This is a genomic window from Allobosea sp. TAB14 (assembly GCF_052113865.1).
Taxonomy (GTDB): Bacteria; Pseudomonadota; Alphaproteobacteria; order Rhizobiales; family Beijerinckiaceae; genus Allobosea; species Allobosea spartocytisi.
In genome coordinates this window covers 1-2,363 of record NZ_JBFRDQ010000354.1, presented here as the reverse complement: position 1 = coordinate 2,363, position 2,363 = coordinate 1, and the positions used below count along the sequence as shown (strand labels likewise).

General features: G+C 68.7%; 1 pseudogene. It reads right to left on the bottom strand.

What is annotated here, in order from left to right:
• Positions 1-2,261: pseudogene (locus AB4Y99_RS27530) on the bottom strand (efflux RND transporter permease subunit); the annotation flags it as partial.
• Positions 2,262-2,363: the final 102 nt, after the last annotated feature.

The following is a 2,363-nucleotide window of genomic DNA, read 5'->3' as shown; positions in this document are numbered from 1 at the left end:
CGCTGAAGCTGCCCGAGATCGAGGTCGGCATGCCGATTTCCCGCTCGACGGCGGCGATCATCGTGACCGCATCGCCCAAAGCCGCGCCCGCCGCGAGGTCAAAGCTGACGGTCGCGGCCGGAAACTGCTCCTGATGGGCGATCGAGAGCGGCGCCGTCTCCCGGATCAGGCGCGTGAACGATGAAAGCGGCACCTGCACGCTGTTCTGCGTCACCGTGGTGTTGCCAGCGCTGTTGGTCTGCCCCTGCGTGTTGGTGTTGCCGGTGACGTAGAGCTTCGTCAGCGAGGACGGGTCGCGCAGATATTGCGGCGCGGCCTCCAGGATCACGCGGTACTGGTTCGACTGCTCGTAGATCGTCGCGATCTGGCGCTGGCCGAAGGCGTCGTAAAGCGTGTCGTTCACCGCCTGGATCGAGATACCGAGCCGCCCGGCCTTGGCCCGGTCGATCTCGACATGGGCGCGCAAGCCCCCGTCCTGCGTCTCGTTGGCGACGTTGCGCACGAGCGGCTCGCGGCGCAGCGCCTCGGAGAGCCGGCGGGCCCAGTCCATCACGGCGGCCTGGTCGGCGCCGGTCAGCGTGTACTGATATTGCGAGCGGCTGGCGCGCGTCGTGATCTGAATGTCCTGGACCGGCTGGACATAGGTCACGGCGCCCGGGATCTCGGCGGCCGCGGCCCGCAGCCGTTCGGCGATCGCCACGGCATCGTCGCGGCGCTCGTCCTTGGGGCGCAGCGTCACGGTCAGGCGGGCGGTGTTCAGCGTGGCGTTGGCCTGGCCGATGCCGAGCACGGAGACGATGCCGGTGACGTCGGGATCCCGCTCGAAGGTCTGCGTCACCTGCTCCTGCAGCCGCTTCATCTCGTTGAAGGAGACGTCGGGTGAGGCTTCGAGGACGACGCTGAGCTGGCCGGTATCCTGGCTCGGCAGGAAGCCCTTGGGAATGACGATGTACATCCACACCGTCAGCGCGAGGGTCGCGACGGTCGCCAGCAACACGAGGCCGCGCGCCTTCAGCGCCCAGCCGAGCGTCACGTCGTAGAGCCGGGCCATCGCCGAGACCGGCCATTCGGCCGCGCGCATGAGCCAGTTCTCGCGCTCATGCCCGGTATGGCGCAGCAGGCGGGCGCACATCATCGGCGTCAGSGTCAGCGAGACCACTGCCGAGACCACCACCGCGATGGTCAGCGTCAGGGCGAATTCGCGGAACATCCGGCCGACGAGACCGGTCATGAACAGCAGTGGGATGAAGACTGCGACGAGCGAGACGGTGAGCGGCGCGGATCGTCTCGGTGCGGTCGCTGACCACCTGCAGATCGACGCCGGCCGGCATGCCGTTCTTCAGGCGCGGAATTTCCTGCTTCACCTGCGCGACCGTGGCGACGATGTTGGCGCCGGGCTGGCGCATGACGTCGATCACCACCGCCGTCTTGCCGCGGAACCAGGCGCCGATGCGGCTGTTCTCGAGGTCCTCCAGCACCACCGCCACATCGCGCAGGAAGACCGGGGCGCCGCTGCGATAGGCGACGACGATGTCGCGATAGGCCGCGGCGCTGCCGATCTGGTCGTTGGCGCTGATCGTGTAGGCCTGATGGTTGCCGTCGAGCGCGCCCTTGGCGCCGGCGACGTTGGCGTTGACGATGGCGGTGCGTAGATCCTCCATGCCGAGCCCGTAGGAGGCGAGCCTGGCAAGGTCGGCCTGGATGCGGATGGCGGGACGCACGCCGCCCTCGATCGAGACATGGCCGACGCCGGAAACCTCGGAGAGCCGCGGCGACAGCAGCGTGTCGGCGAGGTCGCTGAGCTGGCGCAGCGAGACGGTGTCCGAAGTCAGCGCCAGCACCATGATCGGCGCGTCGGCCGGATTGATCTTCGCGTAGGTCGGCGGGTAGGGCAGGGTACGCGGCAAGGTGGAGCCGGCCGCGTTGATCGCCGATTGCACGTCCTGCGCGGCGGCGTCGATGTCGCGGTCGAGATCGAATTGCAGCGTGATCTGGCTGAGGCCGAAGGAGCTCTGCGAATACATCGTCGAGAGCGAGGGGATCTGCCCGAACTGCCGCTCCAGCGGGGCGGTGACCAGCGAGGCGATGGTCTCAGGGTTCGCGCCCGGCAATTGCGTGGTGATCTGGATCGTCGGGAAATCGACCTGCGGCAGGGCCGAGACCGGCAGGCGCAGATAGCCGAGGATGCCGCACAGCAGCACGGCGACGCCGAGCAGGGAGGTCGCGATGGGCCGGCTGATGAAAGGCGCGGACACGCTCATCGCGGCTGCCCCGTCATGGCTGCGCTTGCGGTCTTTGTGCCCCGGATCCGCCGCCGGGGGAAGCCTCGCCGTTCGGCCGGCCGCCCTCGCGGCGCGTGGCCC